The sequence below is a fragment of the Dyella sp. SYSU CM1112 genome, from assembly GCF_058216415.1.
Window position 1 is genome coordinate 539,859 of the sequence record NZ_JBZEGI010000001.1, and the last position, 15,928, is coordinate 555,786.

A 15,928-nucleotide genomic window follows, 5' to 3' on the forward strand; every position below is an offset into this window, starting at 1 on the left:
GTTGCGCACGCTGCCAACAAAGAAGCGAGCACAACCGGTAAAAGTCGTTTCGCGGCTTTCATGCCCGGAACGTATCTTTGGCCGAACGCAGCGTGGCAAAACGGGCAACCGAATCACTGGCGGCTCCGTGTTGTTCGCACCAGCGAATCACGCTGTTGCTATCGACACGCAAGAAGGGATTGCAGGCAAGTTCATTGGATAGCAACGCAGGCACACTGGGGCGCTGCTCAGCACGCAGCTTTGCAACTTCCGCCAAACGGTGTTTCAGCGCCGTATTCTCCGGTTCTACGGAGAGTGCAAATTGCCCATTCGCCGCCGTGTATTCATGACCGCAGCACACTAGAGTGTCACCTGGCAGTGAAGCGATGCGCTGCAGGGAAAACAGCATTTGCGCCGGTGTGCCTTCGAACAGACGGCCGCAACCTAAGCTAAACAATGTATCGCCGCACAGTAGAACGCCTTCGCCGACATAAATGATGTGACTGAGCGTATGTCCCGGTACGGAAATCACCTCAAAGCGCGCCAAAGGCGCCGGTAATGCGGCTACATCACCGTCTTTAACACGATGGGTGGCGACAGTAATGCGCTCATCGTCGGGGGCATATACCGGAACACGATACCTCGCATGCAACTGAGCCGTGCCACCAATGTGATCGTGATGATGATGAGTCAGCAGGATCGCGCGCAACGTCAGATGGCGTTCACGCAGCGCAACCTCGACGGGGGCCGCCTCGCCGGGATCGACCACGACAGCTTGACCATCATCGTCGTAGAGCAACCAAATGTAGTTGTCGGCTAGCGCCGGTAACGGTACGACGTGCAAGGCGATCTCCGCTCTGTTTATTCGTATCGACTGGCGCAGGCATCCGGCATGCGCGAGACCACCGACTATAAGGCTCAATCGCGGCCAGATCGTTAGATATGCGTTAATCGAAATATTGTTCGAAAGTGATTGCGTACTGGTTCGTCTTTGTGAAGCCAACCAGTAAACTTGCGTAATACGCCCCGCGACAGGCCTCGGATCGATGCAACAGCGCGCCCAAGATATTTATGCAAGTGCGCCCATGCGTGGTCTGCTGGCTGACGAGACAGAGGCTTATATGCCTGATGTACGTCGTTGTGCGGGAACAAGGGCTCTTTTGCTTTCTGCAGCCACCCATGACGAGCCCCCTAATTCCCCTTATTTAGGGCAGTGGGTCAACTTGCGACTGGCGCAAGGACGCTTTCAGGGTGATATATGCGCAAGCGCAGATGAGCCGCTGCCATTTCTGGATCAGGTATTTGATCTTGTTCTGCTGCGCCATGCCTTAGAGTCCGCTCCGCTTACGCTGGATGAATTTGTCCGTGTGCTCGCGCCAAGTGGCTTGTTGGTGCTGACGGGTATCAATCCATTGAGCGGATGGACGCCATGGTGGTTATGGCAGACTCGCGGCAGCGATGTGCGTGCTAAGTCACCCATTCAGCTTGTAGCGCATTTACGGCGCGCGGACCTTCAGGTGGAGCGTGTGCAGCATGTTGGGCGACTTTTGCCTCTGTCGTCGGCTGCGCAAGGACGCTCATCGGGATGGCTTGGTGGAGGTTACGTACTGGTCGCTCGCAAGAAGGGGGCCATGATCGCGCCAACACGTTTGCGGTCTAAACCTGTGACAGCGCCCGTAAGAGGGGGGCTTGCGCCAGGAGCACGTCGCAACTCCGTCAGTTGATCGCTGGACGAACAAAGAACACATCAGAAACCGGAGCGAAGGTCGCGTGACGGATGTAGAAGCATTTACCGACGGCGCATGCCTCGGCAATCCAGGGCCAGGAGGATGGGCTGCATTATTGAGGGCAAAAGGAAATGAGCGCTTGTTGAGTGGCGGGGAAGCACAAACGACGAATAACCGCATGGAGCTGCTAGCGGCGATTAGCGCGCTGGAAGCACTCAAGCGCCCGTGCCAGGTGGTACTGACCACAGATTCGCGTTATGTCATGCAGGGCATTGAGGAATGGGTGCCACGCTGGATCAGCAACGGTTGGCGGACGGCCGATAAGAAGCCCGTAAAGAATCAGGATCTATGGGAGCGCCTGGCGGCAGCGGTCTCACACCATCAAGTACGATGGCAGTGGGTGAAGGGACATGCTGGCCACGTTGAAAACGAACGCGTAGATCAGGCTGCCCGACGGCAAGCGGAGCAATTCAGGAATTGACATGAGGCAGATCGTTCTCGATACGGAAACAACCGGCCTGGAAGTACGTCAAGGTCATCGGCTGATTGAAATCGCGTGCGTCGAGCTGGTCGAACGTAGGCCAACCGGACGTCACTATCAAACGTATCTCAACCCGGAGCGTGCGATTGATGAGGGCGCGCGCGAAGTAACGGGCATTGCCGATGAGTTTTTACTTGATAAACCACGCTTCCATGAAGTCGTAGATGAATTCCTGGCGTTCATCGATGGCGCTGAACTTATCATCCACAATGCCACCTTCGACGTTGGATTTCTCAATGCCGAACTGGCACGCCTAGGCGAGAGCTTCGGATGTATTGCGGATCGCTGCCAGGTGTTGGATACGCTTGTCATGGCGCGCGAGCGCTATCCCGGTCAGCGCAATAGTTTGGACGCGCTGTGCAAACGCCTTGGTGTCGATAACTCTGCCCGCGATCTGCACGGCGGTTTGATCGACGCACAGTTACTGGCAGACGTTTATCTTGCGATGACGTCCGGTCAGGTGGTGCTAGACCTGGGATTCGAGGGGGACGCCGAAACCCGGATTCGCACGGTGGTGACTCCGGTCGTACTGGCGCGGCGACCGCGCGTTTTGCGAGCAAGCGAGGAGGAGATCGACGCCCATCTGCGGCGCCTTGATGCTTTGGACAAAAGCGTGGGAGGGCAGTCTGTATGGCGGAAACAGGAAGCGGAAGCCTGATGCGCGGGTTACTGGATGCGCGTCAGTATTGCCGTAACATTGTCATTGCCGCCGCCATCCAATGCAGCAAGCAGTAAATGATCGATGCACTCCTGTGCCGCCAAATCGTTGCGGACTAGAATTTTCGCGATTTGATCATCGCCGACCTCTTCGGTCAATCCATCGCTGCATACCAGAAAGCTCATACCGGGTAAGGCGCGGCCTGTCGCCATACTGATGTGCAATTGATCGAGTGACGTAATGCCTAGTGCTTGCGTGAGAACATTGCGCTGAGGATGACGCTTAGCTTGAGCTTCGCTGATCGCGCCTGTTTCTACCAAGCGCTGCACTAGGGAGTGGTCGTGACTGATCCGAGTTAGAGCGCCTTTCCATTGGTAAATGCGACTGTCGCCAATCCATGCCACCTCATAGCTTTGCTCGGAGAAGCGAATTGCAGCGAGGGTGGTGCCCATTGGCAAAGCATCGTCATAGCGCTGTGCATGTTCAAGCAATTTGCTTGCAGCATCTTGGATGGCTTCGATCAGGGAATTTCCGCGCCGAACTGATGCCACGACGTTATCTCTCGCCAACGCGGAGGCTACCTCTCCATGTTGATGCCCGCCCATGCCATCGGCGACAAGGAACAAGCCGAGTGTTGCATCGGCGTAGTAGGTGTCTTCGTTACGCGTGCGGCGCAATCCGACGTGGGTTCCGTGTCCGAATTCGATCATAGGTGTTTGCTAGGTAGATATACGCAGCATGCCGGATGTGGATGCTTGGCGCAAAAAATCGTAGAAGGGGCTTTGCGTGAACGGGCGCCGTGCGCGGCATTGTGCACGATCACCTTGCTCGCAGTGCTGGATAGCTTTGCTTTTTTAGCTGATGCGGGCATTGAACGATTTATGCGAGCGAGTCTGGTTCTTACGTACGTCCCCTGCAGAAACAACTGGGGCGTCTGAGCGTTGCTGCCGCCAGAAATACAAACGCCCCCGAGCAGGGGGCGTTTGTATTTCTGGCGGAGAGGGTGGGATTCGAACCCACGGTACGCTTACACGTACGCCTGATTTCGAGTCAGGTACATTCGACCACTCTGCCACCTCTCCGAGAGGGCGCGCGTGGCCCGCGCGAGCCGGTCATCATAAGGGTTGTGCCTGGCTGTGACAATAGGATCGTCAGGACGGGTCGTAAACGAGGTTTTATGGGTAGGCATTAGCTTTTCCGGCCCTCGCCGCCAGGCCGCATACGGTGAATATCCTGTGATTCCACTACGTGAAGAGAACCCCCCTAGTGTTGTCGCATGGCAGTAGTTACCGGCCGGCCAGGGCCTTCGTGGCACCGAAATCTTGAGCTTCGCTGAGGGAGTGCCACGTTTTGGGGTTCCCCAAAAGCGGGCAGGGCAATGTCGCCATCGCCCTGCTTTTCTCAAAGTACAATTTAACCCGCTTTTTTCTTGGCCAATCGTAGCCAGGTATCCACTACGGTGTCCGGATTAAGTGACACCGATTCGATGCCCTGATCCATCAACCATTCGGCCAGGTCGGGATGATCGGATGGCCCCTGGCCGCAAATGCCGATGTATTTGCCACGCGCGCGGGCCGTCTTGATAGCCATGGTGAGTAGCTTTTTCACAGCAGGGTTGCGCTCGTCGAACAGGTGAGCGACCACGCTGGAATCGCGATCCAGTCCCAACGTTAGCTGGGTGAGGTCGTTTGATCCGATGGAAAAACCATCGAAGATGTCCAGAAACTCGTCCGCGAGCAAGGCGTTGGAGGGGAGTTCGCACATCATGATGATCTTCAGATCATGCTCGCCTTGCTTGAGTCCGTTCTGGGCGAGGACATCGATCACCTTCTGGCCTTCTTCCAGCGTGCGCACGAACGGAATCATCACCCATACGTTAGTGAGCCCCATCACTTCGCGGACATGCTTGACGGCCTTGCACTCCAGACCGAAGGCTTCGGCGAAGCCGGCATCGACATAACGGCTGGCACCGCGATACCCGATCATGGGGTTTTCTTCATGCGGTTCGTAACGCTGGCCGCCTAGCAGATTGGCGTATTCATTGGACTTGAAATCAGACAAACGCACGATGACCGTTTTGGGATAAACGGACGCGGCGATCGTGGCGATGCCTTCGGCGAGGCGATCGACATAGAAACTCACCGGATCTTTATAGCCGGCGATGCGCGTATCGATCTTCGCTTTCGTTTCTGCGTCTTGTTTGTTGTATTCCAGTAGCGCCTTAGGATGCACGCCAATGTGGCTGGCGATAATCATCTCCAGGCGGGCCAGGCCGATCCCTGCATTGGGCAGCATGCCAAAATCGAACGCGCGTTCTGGGTTGGCGACGTTCATCATGATTTTCAGAGGCGCTTCGGGCATGGCGCCAAGGTCGGCGGTTACGCGATCGAATTTGAGCTGCCCTTCGTAGATCATGCCGGTGTCGCCTTCGGCGCATGAGACAGTCACTTCATGGCCGTCCGGAATGGTATCCAGTGCATTCCCGGTGCCTACGACGGCAGGTACACCAAGCTCCCGAGCGATAATGGCGGCGTGGCAAGTGCGGCCTCCACGATTGGTAACGATCGCTGAGGCACGTTTCATCACCGGCTCCCAGTCGGGGTCAGTCATGTCGGCGATCAACACATCACCTTGCTGAACCTTGTTCATGTCGGTCAGCGAGCGGATGATACGGGCCTTGCCTGCTCCGATCTTCTGACCAATAGCGCGGCCTTCCGCAAGCACCTTGCCTTTCTCGACGAGATGAAAGCGTTCCAGCTGCGTCGCATGTGCACGCGATTTCACCGTTTCCGGGCGTGCCTGCACGATATAAAGCTTGCCGGTGTAGCCATCTTTCGCCCACTCGATGTCCATGGGACGCTGGTAGTGATGCTCGATCACTAACGCCTGCTTGGCGAGCGCTTCCACGTCTTCGTCGGTAATGCAGAAGCGGTTGCGGTCAGCAAGGGATGTTTCCTCGATGCGTACGCGTTCGCCCGGTTTGTCGGAGTACACCATGCGCTGTTGTTTGGCGCCCAGGCTGCGGCGTAAAACAGCGGGCCTGCCGGCTTTCAACGTGGGCTTGAAGACGTAAAATTCATCCGGATTGACCGCTCCCTGTACAACCATTTCTCCCAGGCCGTAACTGCCAGTCACAAACACGACGTCACGAAAACCGGATTCCGTGTCGAGTGTGAATAGCACGCCCGACGCGCCTACATCCGAGCGCACCATCAATTGCACGCCTGCAGAGAGGAATACGTCCTCGTGCTTGAAGCCCTGGTGCACGCGATAGGCAATCGCGCGGTCATTGTAAAGTGATGCAAAGACCTCCTTGACCTTGTGCAGCACGTCTTCGATACCGACGACGTTAAGGAAGGTCTCTTGCTGGCCAGCGAAGGATGCATCCGGAAGATCTTCCGCGGTAGCAGAAGAGCGCACGGCTACGGCAATGTTTTCGGCTCCGGTGTCTTTGCAGAGCTTGGCGTAGGCTTCGCGGACAGCCTTTTCGAGATCGGCCGGTAATGCCGTATCGATAATCCACCCACGTATTTCCTTGCCACCTGCCGCCAAGGCGTCCACGTCATCAACGTCCAGTGTGGCAAGCCGTTCGACAATCCGCTTGGACAGCCCGCTCTTTTCAAGGTACTGCTGGAAAGCGTCAGCTGTGGTGGCGAAGCCGCCGGGTACGGATACCCCGAGTTGAGCCAGATTGCCGATCATCTCGCCGAGTGATGCATTCTTGCCGCCAACCTTGCCAAGGTCGGTCATGCGCAATTGGTCGAGCCAAAGCACCAGGTCGTTCAAGGGGGTCTCCTCAGAGCTTGTTAGTAAGCAGGGGCGGCAAGGGTGAGGTGCGCCGCGTAAGACTGGTATTGTCGTTGGTCGATGACGCATGGCACAAGAAGACCATTGCTGCCGCGCGCCGCGCCACCTGCATACCAGTCAGCAAAAAGTCAAGCAAAGACAGGGGTTCGTGCTTGCGATATGGTGCAAGGCAAGGATCCACTCAGCCCACGGAACCCTCATGCAACGCTCGGTTTTTTTCATTTCCGATTCTACTGGTATTACGGCCGAGACAATCGGGAACAGCATTCTTGCGCAATTTGAAGGTGTGCAATTCGAAAAGCATCGACTACCGTTCATCGACGATCCGCATAAGGCAGAGAATGCTGCCTTGCGGATCAAGATCCGGTATGCGCAAAGCGGACAGCGCCCTATTGTGGTGAACACTATGGCCGATTCAGCGCTATGTGAAATCGTGGCGACCAGCGGTGCGCTCATGCTGGATGTCTTTGCGCCGTTTATCGGGCCGTTGGAGGACGAGCTAGGTACCCGGCACTCTGGCGCTGTCAATCGCTCGCATGGACTGGTGGACTTCGCTAAGTACGAGGCGCGCATCGCCGCCACTAATTACGCCTTGAGTCACGACGATGGTGTTGCCATTGATTACGCGCAGGCGGATTTAATCCTGATTGGTGTATCGCGCTCAGGCAAAACACCCACCTGCCTTTATCTGGCCTTGCATTATGGGGTCTGTGCCGCCAATTACCCTTTAACCGATGAGGATCTGGAAAAGCTGGAGCTGCCTGGGCACCTGCGCGCTTACAAGGATCGTTTGTTCGGCCTGACGATCGAGCCGCAGCGTCTGGCGCAAATCCGCGAGCAGCGACGTCCGGGAAGTCGTTATGCCACGCTGAAGCAATGCCGCTGGGAGCTGGAGCAAGCCGACCGGCTGATGCGCCAGGCGGGCGTCCCGTATCTCAACACTACTCACGTATCGATCGAGGAGATTGCGAGCAAGATCCTCGATCAGTTCGGTATCGATAAAACCATGTTCTGAGGGATAGTCTTAGCGCTATGAGTGCTGTTCTCGACCGCCCAACCGCTTTGTTGCCAGGACGCTTTGAGTTCCTGATGGGCCTCTATGCCGAAAATTACCATCGATTGACACGCCTGTTTGCTCCCCAGAAGCTGGAGCTGGGCGATTACATTTCGGACGTCGATGACGGCCTTCCTGTTCATCTGGTGCTGCAGGAGCGGCATCCGTACACATTGGAACTGGAACTGACCTACGGCTTTGTCGATGCTCAGACGGGACGCCGAGCACCGTCAGCGCAGTTACGCGTGTACAGCGACGCGCATGTCGCCGAGGCTTTGCACTGCCATCCCGGGCGTCATCTTTGGCAAGTGCTGGGACCTTTTTCGCCAGCCCACACGGTGTTTCAGCATCGGCTGCAGATGAACAGTTTTCTTGCGCGTTGGCTGGAATATCTGGCGGAACAGGGGCATTCGGCGGGTACGCTGGAACGGGTACCGGGCTAGGTCGACAGACAATAAAAAACCCACGATGACGTGGGCTCTTTGCATAACGTGGCGGAGCGGACGGGACTCGAACCCGCGACCTCCGGCGTGACAGGCCAGCATTCTAACCGACTGAACTACCGCTCCGCGTTTTCAAAACACTTTCCAGTTCTGCACATCAAGTCCATTTCCACTCCATCCGCTTACCGGTTTGGAGTGGCGTCCCCACGGGGATTCGAACCCCGGTCGCCACCGTGAAAGGGTGATGTCCTAGGCCTCTAGACGATGGGGACGTATGTGTTGGTGGAGCCAGCCGGGATCGAACCGGCGACCTCTTGCATGCCATGCAAGCGCTCTCCCAGCTGAGCTATGGCCCCCTGCTGGAAGCAAGAAAGAATAGGTTGGGTTCGGAATTCCGTCAAGCGCTTTTTTCAAAAATTTCGCTGTTGGCGAGGTTGCCTGTATGGCCCTTATCAGTACGGCCTAGACAGGGCTTCGGTTTAAGCTGAAAGTGGAGTACAGCAACGAGAGCGGCATGCACGATATCGGTTTTATCCGCGATTTAGCGCTGGTGATGTTGGTAGCTGGCGCTACAACTGTGCTCTTTCAACGGCTGCGTCTACCTGTGCTGCCTGGTTACATCCTTGCCGGCATGGTCATTGGCCCTCATACCCCGGGCGTGCTGGTCCACGATCCTCGTACCATCGGCGACATTTCCAACCTTGGCGTTGTGCTGTTGATGTTCACGTTGGGATTGGAGTTCAGCGTTCGCAAACTGCGCCAGGTGGGTGGGATGCTGATGCTGGTGACCGTGATGGAAGTCGGTCTCATGCTGTGGGTCGGTTATCAGCTCGGTACCTTGTTTGGATGGGGCGGCCGAAATGCCCTGTTTCTTGGCGCGATCATGGCATTGTCCTCAACCATGGTGGCGGTGCGCACCTTGACCGAAAGCGGTCTGTTGCAATGGCCTTTTGCACGCATGGTGGTGGGCATGCTGGTGGCCGAGGACATGCTGACTATTGTGATTCTTACCTTGCTCACGGCGATTGCACTGAGCGGAACAGTACAACCTGCGGTGGCAGTCAGTTTGGTGGGGCACCTCGGTCTGTTTGTTGTGGCCGGCATGATCGTTGGATTGCTGTTGCTGCCTCGGCTCGTGGATTACGTGGCGCGATTCGATCGCGACGAAACTTTGCTTGTCAGCGTGCTTGGTATTTGTTTTGGCGCCAGCTTGCTGGCGGCACGGCTCGGCTTCAGTGTCGCCTTGGGCGCATTCCTGGCCGGGGCGGTGGTAGCGGAAGCACGCAGCGTATCGCGCATCGTGCATCTGGTTGAACCGTTGCGCGATATGTTCGCTGCGTTGTTTTTCGTTGCTGTCGGTTTGAAGATCGATCCATCTCAGATCGTGCACTATGCCGTCCCTGCCATAGTGATTGCTTTTACAGTGATGATTGGCAAGAGCGTTATTTGCGGGATTGGCATGTTCTTCATCGGACATGATTTGCGGACATCATTGCGCACCGGTTTATGCATGGCTCAAATAGGCGAGTTTTCATTCGTGATCGCCACGCTTGGGCTAACGCTCCACGCAGTAGATAGTTTTCTCTATCCAACGGCGGTAGCGGCAGCGTTGATCTGCATGATCGTTTCACCCTATCTACTGCGCTCTGCCGACCTCATGGCGAAGATCGGGCGATACGTTCTTCCTCGGCCGCTTCAGTTGGTGATCACCAGTTACAGTGGTTGGCTCGAGAATCTGCGGCCAGTGAATGAGAACGTGGTTCTCGCGAAGATGTTTCGTCGGTTGATTTGGCATATTGCAGTCAACGTAACGTTGGTGGTCACGCTGTTTGTGATGGGGGCCTATATCAACGCGCATCACGCTGGATGGTTCGAGCATTGGAACCTTGGTCTTGATGTGCGGCATTCGTTGATTTGGGCTTGTGCCTTGTTTTTATCGTTGCCGTTGCTGATTGCGGTGTATCGCAAGGCGGAGGCGTTAGGCATGTTGCTGGCGGAGGTAGGTATCCGCGAACGGTTTACAGGGGCGTATACACAGGCCATCCGACAGGTTCTTGCGAAGCTGATTCCGTTGGCGACCTTACTGGCACTGGCTGTTCTGGTGGGGGTGCTCGGCTCGACGATATTGCCACCTCGGGAAGTGGCGCTATCCCTTCTTGCCGTATGCGTAATGCTTGCCGTTGTCCTTTGGCGGGGGTTCGTCAAGTTGCATGCCAGGTTACAGGCGGCCTTGCGTGACACGCTGGAAAAACCTCCGTCTTCTCCCAATGAGTCAAGCTGAACGAGATGTTGCGCACAGCGGCAGGCATGAACTTTTACCTGGGCTAACGGTCCACTGCGAATCGTCGTTGCCAAGACCTGACTGGACACAGCACAATGCGTGGCCAGCCTCCATTTGGGGGGAGGTCCGGCGCGGCACGCCGGCATATCCATGACTAGGGAGTTCCAAATGAAGCAATTTCTGCGACCCACGCTGACGGCGGCCGCCCTGGCTGTTGCGCTGGGCATCACCGCTGGCGCGCAGGCCCAGACGCCCAAGAGCAGCAGCACCGGCGCTACCGGTACGGTTGACAAGATCAAAGCCAGCACCGTTGTCGGTTATGAACTGGCTGGTTCCGTACCGCCGATCATGCGTGAAGCTGTGGATCCGGCGACCGTTGCAAAGGCTGTTCAGGACGCTCTGTCCGGCAAAAAGCCACCGATGAGCGAACAGGAATTCAATTCCACCGCTCAGGCTTTCGAAGCTCAGCTGCGCGCCAAGGCAAAGGCCGAGTTTGATGCGGCTTCGGCGAAGAACAAGTCCGAGGGCGAAGCTTTCCTTGCCAAGAACAAAAATGCCCCGGGCGTGAAAACCACCGCTTCCGGTCTGCAGTATCAGGTGCTCACGCAAGGTACCGGTGCTCGTCCTGGCCCGAACGACACCGTGAAGGTGAATTACACCGGCACGTTCGTGAACGGCGAAGTGTTCGACAGCTCCTCGAAGAACAACCCGCCGGGGCCGACTTCGATCCCGCTGGCTCGAGTGATTCCTGGTTTCCGTGAAGGTCTGCAGCTGATGCAGGTGGGCGGTCATTACAAGTTCTTCATCCCGCCGAATCTGGCATATGGTGCTGAACCTAGCCGTCCGTTCCCGCCGAATGCAACGCTGATCTTTGACGTGACGCTGGTAAGCACCGGCCCGACACCTGCTTCCTCGCAGGGTGGCGACGACGGGAAGTAATCGTCGCGATACAACGCAAGTTGTTCGACAACGGGGCGCGATTCATTCGCGCCCCGTTCGCTTTGCGAAGGGATACGTGCTTGGCGTCGTTGACATAGGCGTTTCTTTTGAGGCTGTTAAAATCGTTGCTCCTGAACAAGGCGTTGATCTCATACGATGAAAGTCACCATTTTTGGCACTGGCTATGTAGGCCTGGTTACCGGGGCCTGCTTGGCCGAAATGGGTAACCATGTCGTTTGCGTTGACATCGATGAAAGCAAGGTGGCCCGCCTTAAGCGGGGAGAAATACCTATTTTCGAACCCGGTTTGGAGCCGATCGTCCGGCGTAACTATGCCAATGGGCAGCTGGAATTCACTACGGATGCTTCGCATGCTGTGGCGCATGCCCAGATCATTTTTATCGCCGTAGGTACGCCGCCGGATGAAGATGGCAGTGCCGATCTGCAATACGTCCTGGGCGTGGCTCGGAGTGTCGGTCGGCATCTTGATCGTTATGCCGTGATCGTCAATAAATCCACGGTACCCGTAGGCACGGCCGACCGGGTTCGAGAGGCTGTGGCTGCGGAACTCAGTGCACGAGGTGTTGATATTGACTTCGATGTCGCATCCAATCCTGAATTCTTGAAAGAGGGCGATGCGGTAGAGGATTGCTTGCGTCCGGACCGCATCGTCATTGGCAGTTCGAGCGAGCGAGCCATTGGCTTACTGCGCAAGTTGTATGCGCCGTTCAATCGAAATCACGATCGTACGGTCGTCATGGACGTGCGGTCCGCCGAACTCACCAAATACGCTGCAAATGCCATGCTGGCGACCAAGATCAGCTTTATGAATGAAATCGCCAATATCGCCGAGCGTGTGGGTGCGGATGTGGAGCTTGTGCGGCAGGGCATAGGCTCCGATCCTCGCATTGGCTATCACTTTATTTATCCGGGCGCGGGTTATGGTGGCTCGTGTTTCCCCAAGGATGTGCAGGCGTTGGAACGTACCGCCCGATCGGTTGGCTATCATGCACGGTTGCTGGGCGCAGTCGAGGCAGTTAATCACGACCAAAAAACCAGGTTGTTCGAGTTCGTTCGGGATTATTTTGGAGGGGAAGTCAGCGGGCGCACGATCGCCCTGTGGGGGCTTGCCTTCAAACCCAATACCGATGACATGCGTGAAGCTTCCAGTCGTCATCTCATGGAAGCTGTATGGAGCGCAGGCGCCAAAGTACGGGCGTTCGATCCGGAAGCACGTGATGAAACACTTCGCCTGTATGGCGAACGTAGCGATTTGACGCTCTGCGACAACGCTTATCAGGCACTGGATGGTGCCGACGTGCTGGTCATCGTCACCGAGTGGAAAGCTTTCCGCAGTCCGGATTTTGCACGTATTCGGGCTACGCTGAAGGAACCGGCAATTTTCGATGGCCGTAATATGTACGAGCCTGCTGTTGTGGAAGAGGCGGGCTTGGCTTATTACGGTATTGGCAGGGGGCGCAGTATTATGCGATCTGCGTAACCATGGATAACGAGCAACGCCTTACAGAGCTGGAAGTTCGGCTCGCTTTTATTGATGATGCGGTTCAGGCGCTCGTGGTCGCGGACGCAGAACAATCCCTGCGTCTTGCTACGTTAGAGCGGATCCTGCGGGAACTGCGCGGCGAGCTGGAAACGTTGCGAGCAGGGCAGGCTGGCGATCCCCACAGCGAACCACCGCCGCCGCACTATTGAGACGCGATAGGTAATACCGGATTCGGACATGGTTGATTCATTGCGAGATCAGCTGCTCAAGAGCGGCATTGTCAAACAGCTCAAACAAGAGAAACCGCAGCACCGTCCTGCGGCGAAACCGTCAGCGGCTGTTGTCAGGGGCAAGCCGCCGCAGAGAGCGAGCCCCCCACGCCATAGCGAAGAAATCGATCTGGCCAAAGCGTACGCAATCCGGGCGCAAACGGAGGCGGCAGAGCGTAAACGGGCCGAAGAGGAAGCGGCTGAACGCGCCAGGCTAAAGCGCGAGCGCAAAGAAAAAGTGCAAAAGCTATTGCAAGGCAATGTGCTCAATAAAGCAGATGCCGATCAGGCGCGTCATTTTGAATACGGTGGGAAAATCCGACGAGTTTATGTAGATGCCAAGCAACTGGCGGAACTTAACGCGGGAAGCTTGGCCATTGTGCAAAACGGTGGTCGTTATCTGCTGGTTGCGCAATCCGTTGCTGAGCAAGTGCGGGATATAGATTCGCATCTGGTTGCACTATGGGTTGATCCGTCGGCAAGCAGCACTGATGAGGAAGGTATCCCGGATGACCTGATGTGGTGAGGGGGCGGGACCGGATGCAAATCGCGATCCGGTCGTCAATCTTCCCAGGTAGCACTCAGGCTGAGATCGGAAATTCAAGGGTGCTTTGTTGAAGCGCAAGATGATCCCATCCGTTCTTGGGAGTGAATCGCTCGCCGTAGCGCGTTGCTAGTGTTTCCAGTTTTCGCCGAACTGCTTGCACGCCCTCGCTGCGGACAAACTGGATCGGACCGCCACGGAAAGGAGCAAATCCCGTGCCGAAGATCACGCCCGCATCGAGCAAGTCGGCATCGTCTACCACGCCGTCCCCCAGGCAGGCGATGGCCTCATTGACCATCGCCAATACCATGCGATCCTGCAGGTCTGGCGGCGGCGTGTAATCGGCATCGATCTCCGGCTTTTGGGGTTTGCCGTCTTGCCAGGTATAGAGTCCCTGACCATCCTTTTTACCGCGCTTTCCAGCTTCCAACTTTTCTTCCAAGCCTGGCGGCAGCTCCAGGCCCAGAAAAGGTGCCAGCTCCTTGCCGACCGAGGCGCAGACATCAAGGCCGACAGTATCAGCCAATTCGATTGGCCCCATCGGCATGCCGAAACGTTTGGCTTCCTTATCCAGCACCGGACCCGGTACGCCTTCGTTGTACAGACGCAGTGCCTCCAGTAGATAAGGCATCAGGATGCGATTGACAAGGAAACCCGGGGTGCCTTTGACGGCAACCGGCAACTTGCCGAGTGCTTTGCAGAAAGCCATGGCGCGCTTTTCGATTGCTGGGTCCAGCCGCTCGTGGCGCACTACCTCAACCAAGGGCATTTGTGCCACGGGATTGAAGAAATGGAGACCGAGGAAGCGCTGCGGGGCTTTCAGTTTCTTGCGCAATTCATCAAGGGGAATCGAGGATGTATTGCTCGCGAGCACGCCGTCTTCTTTCAGCTGAGGCTCGATCACAGCATAGAGAGATTCCTTCGCCTCGGCATTTTCAAAAATGGCCTCGATAGCGAGATCGGCCTGCGAGACGCCGGTACCTTCGATGTCCGCCCGCAGGCGACGGCATGCTTCTTCCACCTTCTCGGGTACCTTGAGTTTTTTCTCGTAAAGCCTCCTGGCGCGATCCAGTGCAGGCTGGACGTATTTCATGTCTCGATCCTGCAGCGATACATCAAAGCCTTTGAACGCAGCCCATGCAGCAATATCGCCACCCATCACGCCGGCGCCGACGACATGCACATGCTTAATGTTTGCGTCGATACCGCTGCCCTGATTTTTCAAGCGTTCCTGCAAGAAGAAAATCCGGATGAGGTTATGCGCCGTTGGCGTCTGCGCGAGCTTGGCGACTGAACGCGCCTCTAGTTTTAACCGTTGTTGAATATGATTGCCGCCGCGTTTCCACACATCAATCAGGGCGAAGGGGGCAGGGTAATGTTCTTTGCGTACCTTGGCCGCGGTCTGCTTGATGACCACGGGAGCAAGTATCTGCCGGGCCAGCCAGGTATTTGTCGCCCAGGCCATGACGCGTTGTGCCAATGGGCGCGGCTGCGGATGGCGAAGCAGGGAACGTGCTTCCGCCATGAGCTCATCCAGACGCGCCAATCTGTCGACGAGGCCTAGGCTTTTGGCGCGGCGGGCACTCAGGGGCTTGCCGGTCAGCATCAGAGGGAGCGCTTCGGGGGCTCCGATCAGGCGGGGCAGGCGGGCGGATCCTCCCCAGCCTGGATGAATGCCCAGCATCACTTCCGGCAGACCGATCCGGGTCTTCTCATCGTCGACCGCGATGCGTTGGCGGCAGGCCAGAATCAGCTCGGTGCCTCCGCCCATGCATGCCCCATGAACTGCCGCGACAGTGGGACAAGGTAAACGAGCCAGCGACTCGTAGACACGCTGTCCCTGCTCAATATTTTCCTGGATGGTGCCTTTTCGGGCGTATTCGACAAATTCCTTGATATCCGCCCCAGCGGCAAAGCCGCTGGGTTTGCCGGAATGGATGATTACCCCCGCGGGCTTTTCGATCGCCAGTCGTTCGACAATCTGGCCCAGCTCGTCCAGTACTTCCCGCGAGATGGCATTCACGCTGGCGCCGGCACGATCCAGGGTGAGAGTCACAATGCCGCTGTCGTCGAGGCTCGTTTTCCAATGGCTAAAGCGCAGTCCTTCGAACATGGGGATAGGGGGCTGACTGGGAAGTCTTCACCATACCGTCCCGCAGCGATGATTGCGAGACGCCTCCGGG

Annotated in this window: 14 protein-coding genes and 4 tRNA genes; 10 read left to right on the forward strand and 8 right to left on the reverse strand. The window is 56.7% G+C overall.

The genetic code is table 11. The features are described from left to right. Positions 1-58 precede the first annotated feature (58 nt). On the reverse strand, positions 59-823 hold the full coding sequence (gloB, locus tag AC4HNJ_RS02700; protein ID WP_490477965.1) for a hydroxyacylglutathione hydrolase: 765 nt from the start codon (positions 821-823) through the stop codon (positions 59-61). A 277-nt stretch (positions 824-1,100) separates the two neighbouring features. On the opposite strand from gloB, the gene AC4HNJ_RS02705 reads away from it, so the two are divergent. The 3 genes from AC4HNJ_RS02705 to dnaQ are packed head-to-tail and all read left to right on the forward strand — an operon-like array spanning position 1,101 to position 2,905. Beyond that, positions 1,101-1,703, forward strand: a complete 603-nt coding sequence (locus AC4HNJ_RS02705; protein WP_490478092.1) for a methyltransferase domain-containing protein — start codon at positions 1,101-1,103, stop codon at positions 1,701-1,703. A 46-nt stretch (positions 1,704-1,749) separates the two neighbouring features. Further along, positions 1,750-2,187: a ribonuclease HI gene (gene rnhA / locus AC4HNJ_RS02710; protein ID WP_490477966.1), complete on the forward strand. Its 438-nt coding sequence runs from the start codon at positions 1,750-1,752 to the stop codon at positions 2,185-2,187. A 1-nt stretch (position 2,188) separates the two neighbouring features. After that, positions 2,189-2,905 carry a DNA polymerase III subunit epsilon gene (dnaQ, locus tag AC4HNJ_RS02715; RefSeq protein WP_490477967.1) on the forward strand — a complete coding sequence of 239 codons (717 nt, stop codon included), beginning with the start codon at positions 2,189-2,191 and terminating at the stop codon, positions 2,903-2,905. Positions 2,906-2,913: 8 nt separating this feature from the next. Here dnaQ and AC4HNJ_RS02720 read toward each other — a convergent pair whose 3' ends face one another. The 3 genes from AC4HNJ_RS02720 to ppsA all read right to left on the reverse strand — a co-directional run bounded on the left by AC4HNJ_RS02720 (position 2,914) and on the right by ppsA (position 6,691). After that, positions 2,914-3,615, reverse strand: a complete 702-nt coding sequence (locus AC4HNJ_RS02720) for a PP2C family protein-serine/threonine phosphatase (protein ID WP_490477968.1) — start codon at positions 3,613-3,615, stop codon at positions 2,914-2,916. Between the two features lie 282 nt (positions 3,616-3,897). Further along, a tRNA-Ser gene (locus AC4HNJ_RS02725) sits at positions 3,898-3,987 on the reverse strand. A gap of 331 nt (positions 3,988-4,318) precedes the next feature. Next, positions 4,319-6,691: a phosphoenolpyruvate synthase gene (gene ppsA, locus AC4HNJ_RS02730; protein WP_490477969.1), complete on the reverse strand. Its 2,373-nt coding sequence runs from the start codon at positions 6,689-6,691 to the stop codon at positions 4,319-4,321. A gap of 220 nt (positions 6,692-6,911) precedes the next feature. On the opposite strand from ppsA, the gene ppsR reads away from it, so the two are divergent. Both ppsR and AC4HNJ_RS02740 read left to right on the forward strand, forming a co-directional pair. After that, entirely contained in the window at positions 6,912-7,727 is an 816-nt protein-coding gene (gene ppsR / locus AC4HNJ_RS02735) for a posphoenolpyruvate synthetase regulatory kinase/phosphorylase PpsR (protein ID WP_490477970.1), read from the forward strand. A 17-nt stretch (positions 7,728-7,744) separates the two neighbouring features. Further along, positions 7,745-8,209, forward strand: coding sequence for a DUF1249 domain-containing protein (locus AC4HNJ_RS02740; RefSeq protein WP_490477971.1), 465 nt, complete (start codon positions 7,745-7,747; stop codon positions 8,207-8,209). Positions 8,210-8,258: 49 nt separating this feature from the next. Here the strand turns inward: AC4HNJ_RS02740 and AC4HNJ_RS02745 are convergent. The 3 genes from AC4HNJ_RS02745 to AC4HNJ_RS02755 all read right to left on the reverse strand — a co-directional run bounded on the left by AC4HNJ_RS02745 (position 8,259) and on the right by AC4HNJ_RS02755 (position 8,565). Beyond that, positions 8,259-8,335 (reverse strand) — tRNA-Asp (locus AC4HNJ_RS02745). Positions 8,336-8,405: 70 nt separating this feature from the next. After that, a tRNA-Glu gene (locus tag AC4HNJ_RS02750) sits at positions 8,406-8,481 on the reverse strand. Positions 8,482-8,489: 8 nt separating this feature from the next. Then, positions 8,490-8,565: transfer RNA gene (locus AC4HNJ_RS02755), tRNA-Ala, on the reverse strand. A 158-nt stretch (positions 8,566-8,723) separates the two neighbouring features. On the opposite strand from AC4HNJ_RS02755, the gene AC4HNJ_RS02760 reads away from it, so the two are divergent. The 5 genes from AC4HNJ_RS02760 to AC4HNJ_RS02780 all read left to right on the forward strand — a co-directional run bounded on the left by AC4HNJ_RS02760 (position 8,724) and on the right by AC4HNJ_RS02780 (position 13,727). After that, a complete protein-coding gene (locus AC4HNJ_RS02760) occupies positions 8,724-10,490 on the forward strand; it encodes a cation:proton antiporter (RefSeq protein WP_490477972.1) in 1,767 nt (588 codons plus the stop codon). A 168-nt stretch (positions 10,491-10,658) separates the two neighbouring features. Then, positions 10,659-11,429 carry an FKBP-type peptidyl-prolyl cis-trans isomerase gene (locus tag AC4HNJ_RS02765; RefSeq protein WP_490477973.1) on the forward strand — a complete coding sequence of 257 codons (771 nt, stop codon included), beginning with the start codon at positions 10,659-10,661 and terminating at the stop codon, positions 11,427-11,429. Between the two features lie 156 nt (positions 11,430-11,585). Further along, the gene (locus AC4HNJ_RS02770; protein ID WP_490477974.1) at positions 11,586-12,929 is read left to right on the forward strand and encodes a UDP-glucose dehydrogenase family protein; all 1,344 of its coding nucleotides are present in this window, start codon (positions 11,586-11,588) and stop codon (positions 12,927-12,929) included. Positions 12,930-12,931: 2 nt separating this feature from the next. Further along, on the forward strand, positions 12,932-13,141 hold the full coding sequence (locus AC4HNJ_RS02775; protein WP_490477975.1) for a SlyX family protein: 210 nt from the start codon (positions 12,932-12,934) through the stop codon (positions 13,139-13,141). A 28-nt stretch (positions 13,142-13,169) separates the two neighbouring features. Continuing rightward, the gene (locus tag AC4HNJ_RS02780; protein ID WP_490477976.1) at positions 13,170-13,727 is read left to right on the forward strand and encodes a DUF2058 domain-containing protein; all 558 of its coding nucleotides are present in this window, start codon (positions 13,170-13,172) and stop codon (positions 13,725-13,727) included. Between the two features lie 55 nt (positions 13,728-13,782). Here the strand turns inward: AC4HNJ_RS02780 and AC4HNJ_RS02785 are convergent, their stop codons facing one another. Next, complete coding sequence (locus AC4HNJ_RS02785) at positions 13,783-15,858, reverse strand: 3-hydroxyacyl-CoA dehydrogenase NAD-binding domain-containing protein (protein ID WP_490477977.1); 2,076 nt, start codon at positions 15,856-15,858, stop codon at positions 13,783-13,785. Positions 15,859-15,928: the final 70 nt, after the last annotated feature.